Below are 6,273 nucleotides of genomic sequence, written 5' to 3'. Positions count from 1 at the left end.
GTCTGCTGGACGCGCTGCCGCACCAACTTCCCGTTGGACGTGCGCGGCAGCGCGTCCAGCAGACGGATGACACGCGGCACCTTGTAATCGGCCAGCCGCTCCCTGCACCACCGCGCCAGCTCCTCGGCGGACAGCCGCTCCGCCCCCGCGCGCAGTGCGACGTACGCCTCGGTCACGTCCTCGTGGACCAGGACCGCCTGTTCGACGGCCGGGTGCTCGCGCAGGACGTTCTCCACCTCGGTGAGGTCCACCTTGAGGCCGCCGACGACGACGAGGGAGTCGGTGCGCCCGTGCACCAGCACCGCGCCGGTGGGGTCCAGGGTGGCCCGGTCCCGGGTGTGCAGCCAGCCGTCGGCGTACTGCGTACCGCCCGAGTCGAAGAGGTACGGCGACTCGTCGAGGGCGACGTCCAGTTCGCCGCGCGCGACGCGGACCGAGATCCCGGGCGCCGTCCGGCCGACCGAGGGGCGCAGGGTGCCGCCGACGTCGATGGCGACGATGCCGGTCTCCGTGGTGCCGTACGCCTCGCCGACCGGGACGCCGTACCGCTGTGCGAACCGGGCCGCGACGCTCGGGGGCATGATCTCGCCGCCCGACACCGCGATGCGCAGGTCGGGCAGGGCGGGCGGATCGATGGCGGCGGCGAGGAGTTCGTAGTGCGCCGGTACGCCGAACAGGGCGGTGATCCGGTGCTCCAGCGCGGTCCGCAGGATGTCGCGGGCGGACACGCGGGGGGCGAAGACGACGGTGGCGCCGACGGCGAGGGAGTACAGCAGGCCGCCGATCAGGCCGAAGCTGTGCGCCGTCGAGCTGAGCAGCAGCAGCCGGTCGCCCTGGACCGGCATGCCCGGGACGCCCGCGAAGCGGTCCACCTCGGTGGCGAGCGACCGGGCGGTCCTGCCGATGACCTTGGGCCGTCCGGTGGAGCCCGAGCTGAACTGGACGAGCCGGTGCCCGGTGGTGGCCGCGAGGCCCTTGCCGTGTCCGTGCCGCTCGGTGACGACCTCGTACTCGGACCGGAAACCGAACGTGGCCCGGACGTTGGTACCGGCGCTGACCATGAACTGCGGCCGGCAGAACGCGTGGAGCGCCGCCACCTCGGGCGGTTTGAGCCGGAAGTCGAAGAGCAGCACCTGCGCGCCGAGCCGCCACAGGGCGAGCAGCACCTCGATCTGCGTGAAACTGGGCGGGGTCCGCAGCCCCACGGTGGAGCCCGGCCCGATGCCGTACCCGGCGAACACGGCGGCCTGTTCGGTCACACGCTTCCGTAACTCGCCGCGAGTGAGGGTCTCCTGTTGATGCGTCAGGTACGGGAGCCGGTCGTCCCGCCCGTCGAACAGCCGCCCCACCAGATCGGCGAGGTCCGATTCGAGTTCGAGTTCGCCCATCGAACCTCAGACCTCCTTGCAGAACTCGCCGATGGGCAGGCCCACATGGCGTTTGTCGGCGGCCAGATAGCCGAGCAACTCGTCGCCCGTCCGCAGTTCGGTGACGTTGAGGACCTTCCCGCCGGGGCCGAGCACCCGTACGTGCCAGTCGTCCTGCACGGTCAGGCTGACCAGTCGGCCGTCCTCGGCATGGGTACGGATCTCCAGGAGCGGGCGCGATTCGAGTTTCGCCCGGCCGACCACGACCCGGCGGGTGCGGCCGTCGGCGCCGACCGCGAGCAGCGCGCTGCCGGAGCCGACCTCGCTGAGGTAGTTGGTGCGGTTGTCGGGGCCGAGCGTGTACGAGTGCAGGGCGCCCGCGTTGACCCGGAACGGCCGGGTCGGCATGTAGGGCAGGGGGTGGGTCTCGCTGCAACAGAGCACGAACCCGGAGGAGTAGGAGCCGACGAGGATGCCCTCGTCCTCCTCGAAGTGCGAGCAGGTGTCCACGCACACCCGGTCGCCGAGACCGACGTGCCTGATGCTCTCCACGGTCAGCGTGGACAGCGTCAGTTGGGGTGTCGTCGCCTCCAGCAGGCGGGCCAGCGCGAACACTTCGTCGGCGCTGCGCGGGGTGAAGAGGATGCCGTCCGAGCCGCGCTCCAGCACGTCGAAGACGATGGCGGCCTCCTCCAGGCCGTCGACGACCGTCACCAGTTTGCCGTCGGCGGACTCGGCCGCCGCGAGCACGATCTCCAGCGGGATCTTGGTCGGGTCGGCGAAGTGGATGACCGTGTACGGCAGCACCATGGCGCCCGCGCACGACAGTTGGAGGGTGCGGTCGTCCCGTACGTCGATGAACCCGGAGACCGGTGTGGCACCCGCGCTCCCCGAGCCACCGGTGCCGCTCGCGACACCCGCGCGGTGCTCGGCGGCCAGCGCGTCCAGTTCGTCCTGGGTGGCGAACCTCCGCAGGAGTACGTCGTACGCGGTGCCCGACGGTGAAGTGGCCGTTGCCGAGGAGGACTTGGCGTCCTTGTCGGCGCCGCCGCCCTTCGCCTCCTTGTCGCCGGACTTCTTCGTGGTCGTGGTCGTGGTCGGGACCGGGCCGTCGCCCTCGGGGGCCAGCACCCGGGTGACGGTCGGGGGCAGGGTGCCCAGCAGCTCGGCGTCGGCGGCCACGACTCCGGCCATCCGGGCGTGAATTGCCGCGTCCACCACAGCCTGGAGCTGCGGACGGGGGACCTCACGCAGATCGATCCATGCGAACCTCATGCCGCTCCTGCCACGATCGTCGAATAGTTGGCCATGTGCATGCCGTGCGAGGGGCCGGTGATTCCGCCGTGCACGACCGCCGAGAGCCGGGACACCAGTGCGGCGGGCGCCGGGGAGGAGAAGATGCGCCGGCCGACGGCCAGGCCCCGGCAGCCTGTCTCCATCACGGCCCTGCCGTATTCGACGAGGTCGGAGCCGTCCGGTGGACCGCCGGCCGCGAGGACGGGGATGGGGCTGCCCGCCACCACCTCGGCCATGCGCTCGACCGGCAGGGCCACGGACGTCTTCACCATGTCCGCGCCCAGGTCGGCGGCGACGTTGGCCAGGTGGGAGAGGAGGGCCGGATCGCGCGGGTCCTCGATCCGGGGGCCGCGCGGATACACCATGGCGATCAGGGGCATGCCCCACGCGTCGCAGGAACGGGCCACCGCACCCAGATCGGCCAACTGCCGTGCCTCGGTGTCCGAACCGATGTTCACATGGACGCTGACCGCGTCCGCGCCGAGCGTCAGCGCCTCCTCGACATCGGCGACCAGCACCTTGGCGTTGACGTCGGCGGAGCAGGCGGTACTGGCGCTCAGATGCACCACCAGCGCGCAGCTCTTCAGGATCTCGGGCGCGAAGGAGCGGGCGCGCCCCTTGTGGACGATGATCCCGTCGGCCCCGCCGTCCACCAGGGCCCGCAGCAGGTCGTCCCACTTGTCGGCGGGGACGATCGGTCCGTCCGAGACGCTGTGGTCGAGCGGGATGAGCAGATGCCGGTCGTCGCCCGCGAGCGAAAGCCTTCTCAAGCGTAATTGCTTGCCCGTTTTCAGCATGGGAATTGTGATTCTCCGTGTCCGAAAATCGATGGTTGTAGAACTTTCAAGTTCAACGGCCCCGAGCATTCTCGCGTCACTGCCGGATGGCAAGACGTGGCGTCGGCAAATTTATATACAGCGCGCGGCATGAGTATTCGATAAGGGATTGACAGCTCGCGCGGGGTTGACTCTGCCTGGGCGTACTGTTCGCGCACTCTATGCGTGTTGGGGCGTTCTGTCCCGCCTGCGACCGCGCCCGGTGCTTTATCTAATAGGCTCAGTGTCTGATTCCCGCCGAGCTTCCTGCCAAGCTTCCTGTCGAGCTTCTTGTCGAAATTGAATTCCGGTGACTAGGGTTACCCACCTCCCCGCTCGGGGCCCGGAAGTGATCCCCCATGCCTGAATTGTCGATCAAAGCCGCCATCGGTTTACGGGTTCCGGCCCGCCGGGAGCGGGGATAGCCGTAGGGTGCGGCCACAGGTCGCGGGGACCGGCGACGGGGGGAACGCCAGATGATGCTGATGTCCCGGCGGAGTGCGTCTCGGGCCGGGCCGCCCTTACGCGCACACGCCACCCTGCTGTGCCTTCTCCTGCTCCTCGTGGGCAGCCCCTGGGGGCAGCGTCGCGTCGTGAGCTTCTTCGTCGACCACTACGACAGCGAGACCGTGCGCTGGCTGGTCCTGGGGGGATTCGTCCCGAGGTGGGCTCTCTCTCCCGACCAGGAGATCGACCACCTCGGCTCGTCCATGCTGGTCGTGCAGGACATCAGTGTCGTACTGCTGCTCGTGGGGCTCGTGCTCGTCCTGCGCGGGGCGGGCGGCTGGATCCGCCTTCTCGTCGCCGCCGTGCTGGTGTCGGAAGCCGTGGCCCTGCTGCGCTGGTGGCTGCTCGAAACGTTCGTCGACGGAATCGACGACCTGCTGTCCGTCGGCTTGCGGTACGAACTCCTGCACGCCCCGCTCGCGTTCGGCCTGGTGACCGGAGTCCTGCTCGGCCTGCTGACCATCGGCCGGAAGGGCGCGCGGGTCAAGGGAAGTGTCCTTCAGGGAAAGGGAGTTGCCGCCATGACGACCCCGCAGGCGCACATGCCGGTCGGCAGCGAGCCGGGGGACGTCACCCGGTACCTGTGCGCGGCGGCCTACGTCGACGAGCGGTTCGCCGACCGGGTGGTGGAGGACGTCCTCGCCGACGACGCCGGCGCCGTGGCGCCCTCGCCCGATGTCGACCTGGTGGCGGTGGCCCGCCACTGCCTGGCGGCACAGGACCTCCGTCACGCCCGCGACCTGCGGCTGACGGGCGCGTTCGCGGCCGTCGCGCTGCTCGCACCCCTGTGGCTGGTGTTCCCCGCGTTACTCCTGGCCATAGCCACGTCGGCGAGCCGCCCCCGCCCCAGCCTTGCCACCCGGGGTCAGCGCCTGCCCGGCGCCAGGATCCTCATCGGTACGGGGTTGACGGCCGCGGCGGCGATCCTGCTCGCCTTCCCCGTCGCCGTCGCCCTCTCGGCACTGCCCGTCCCCGGCTTCGTGAGCTGGCTCCTCGGCACCTACCTGGCCGGGGTACCGGCCGTGCTGGTGTCCGTCGGCGCGACTGCCTTCGCGTACGCGACCGTGGCGCGGCACGACCTCGACACCGACCGGCTGCTGCGCACCACGATGACCCGCGAGACGTTCTCCCGGCAGCCCACGCCGTCCGTACCCCGGCGGGTGTGGATCGCCAGACGGCTGGCGGTCGTCAAGGAGGCCCGCGACGGCAACGTCACCGTGTACAGCGGGTTCTTACCCTTCGTCGGCTACGCCAGGGCCGACTCCACCTGGTCGCTCGCCGTCCCGCTCCTGCCCGCCGACGACACCCCCGCCGACCGGTCGCGCCCCACCGAGCGGTCGCGTCCGGCCGAGCCGGAGGCGTTCACCGTCGTCGAACTCGTCGACCACGTACGGAAACAGCTCCGCGCGGTCGCCGAGCACGGCGGTGCCGAGGGGACGGCGGACGTCCACCAGGCGGTGGCGGACCTCCGCTCGCTCACCGTCGAGGACCGGGTGTTCGTGGACGGTACGACCATCGGCGACGACCCCCGGTTCACGGCGACCACCGGTCTGACACCGGCCGCGCGGCTGTCCGCCGAGGAGGTCCGGGACATCATGCTGCGTCCGACCGGCACGGTCCGGCACCATCTCGCGGTCCATGTGCCGCTGTGGGGCGGTGACGTGGTGCCGAGCGTGTTCCTGCACTTCTCGACCGAGGGCAGGACCCTGCACCTGCACTGCGGCAACCATGTACTCGGCCCGGTGGCCGCCGCGTACCACGTGGTCGACCGGCTGCGTGACCCGCTCACCCCCGAGCGGCGGCGCGGACTGCTGGCGGAGTCGCTGCCCCGTACCGCACCGGCGTTCTTCGGCGCGCCGTCCCGCGCGCTGCGCCAGGCCCGTTTCGAGGCCAGACGCAACCGGCGGACGGCCGACGAACTGACCGCCCTGGAGCAGGACCCGGTCTTCGACTACGGCGCCCGGTTGAGCGTACGGGAGTTGGCGCTCAGCCCCAGCTACCACAACTACTTCCAGGTGGTGGACGCCGGGCGGATCACGGCGGCGGTGGAACGCCACACGCTCGCCGCGATCCGGGAGTTCCTCGACGCGCGCGGCTACGACATCACCGACTTCCGCAGTCAGCAGCAGACCATCCTCAACCAGGGGCTCATCCAGCAGGGCGGCACCAGCATCATCGGCAACCAGTCGATCGGCCCCGGGTCCAGCGCCACCCAGAACATCACCCGGAACGCCGGCCCGGCCGGGACAGCCGCCGTCGGCGCCCAGAAGTAGCCACGGAGGACAGAA

The 6,273-nt window shown here is 70.6% G+C and carries 4 protein-coding genes; 1 reads left to right on the top strand and 3 read right to left on the bottom strand.

Annotation, left to right across the window (positions count from 1 at the left end; all coding sequences use genetic code 11):
• The 3 genes from AOK08_RS23105 to AOK08_RS23095 all read right to left on the bottom strand — a co-directional run.
• A partial coding sequence (locus AOK08_RS23105; protein ID WP_055529340.1) for a class I adenylate-forming enzyme family protein occupies positions 1-1,388 on the bottom strand: 1,388 nt, incomplete at its 3' end.
• Between the two features lie 6 nt (positions 1,389-1,394).
• Positions 1,395-2,642 carry a 3-dehydroquinate synthase II family protein gene (locus AOK08_RS23100; RefSeq protein ID WP_055529338.1) on the bottom strand — a complete coding sequence of 416 codons (1,248 nt, stop codon included), beginning with the start codon at positions 2,640-2,642 and terminating at the stop codon, positions 1,395-1,397.
• Entirely contained in the window at positions 2,639-3,460 is an 822-nt protein-coding gene (locus AOK08_RS23095) for a 2-amino-3,7-dideoxy-D-threo-hept-6-ulosonate synthase (protein ID WP_079054214.1), read from the bottom strand. The genes AOK08_RS23100 and AOK08_RS23095 overlap by 4 nt, the downstream gene beginning before the upstream one ends.
• A 611-nt stretch (positions 3,461-4,071) precedes the next feature.
• On the opposite strand from AOK08_RS23095, the gene AOK08_RS23090 reads away from it, so the two are divergent.
• Positions 4,072-6,258, top strand: coding sequence for a hypothetical protein (locus AOK08_RS23090; protein ID WP_338400150.1), 2,187 nt, complete (start codon positions 4,072-4,074; stop codon positions 6,256-6,258).
• The last annotated feature ends 15 nt before the right edge of the window (positions 6,259-6,273 follow it).

The sequence above is a fragment of the Streptomyces graminilatus genome (assembly GCF_001418565.1).
Classification (GTDB): Bacteria; Actinomycetota; Actinomycetes; order Streptomycetales; family Streptomycetaceae; genus Streptomyces; species Streptomyces graminilatus.
The sequence above is the reverse complement of the archived record's forward strand: the minus strand, read 5'-3'. Positions and strand labels throughout refer to the sequence as shown.

Bases quoted from the DNA above. Each gene is read 5' to 3' on its own strand.
- AOK08_RS23100 (WP_055529338.1), bottom strand. From the start codon at position 2,642: ATGAGGTTCGCATGGATCGATCTGCGTGAGGTCCCCCGTCCGCAGCTC.
- AOK08_RS23095 (WP_079054214.1), bottom strand. From the start codon at position 3,460: ATGCTGAAAACGGGCAAGCAATTACGCTTGAGAAGGCTTTCGCTCGCG.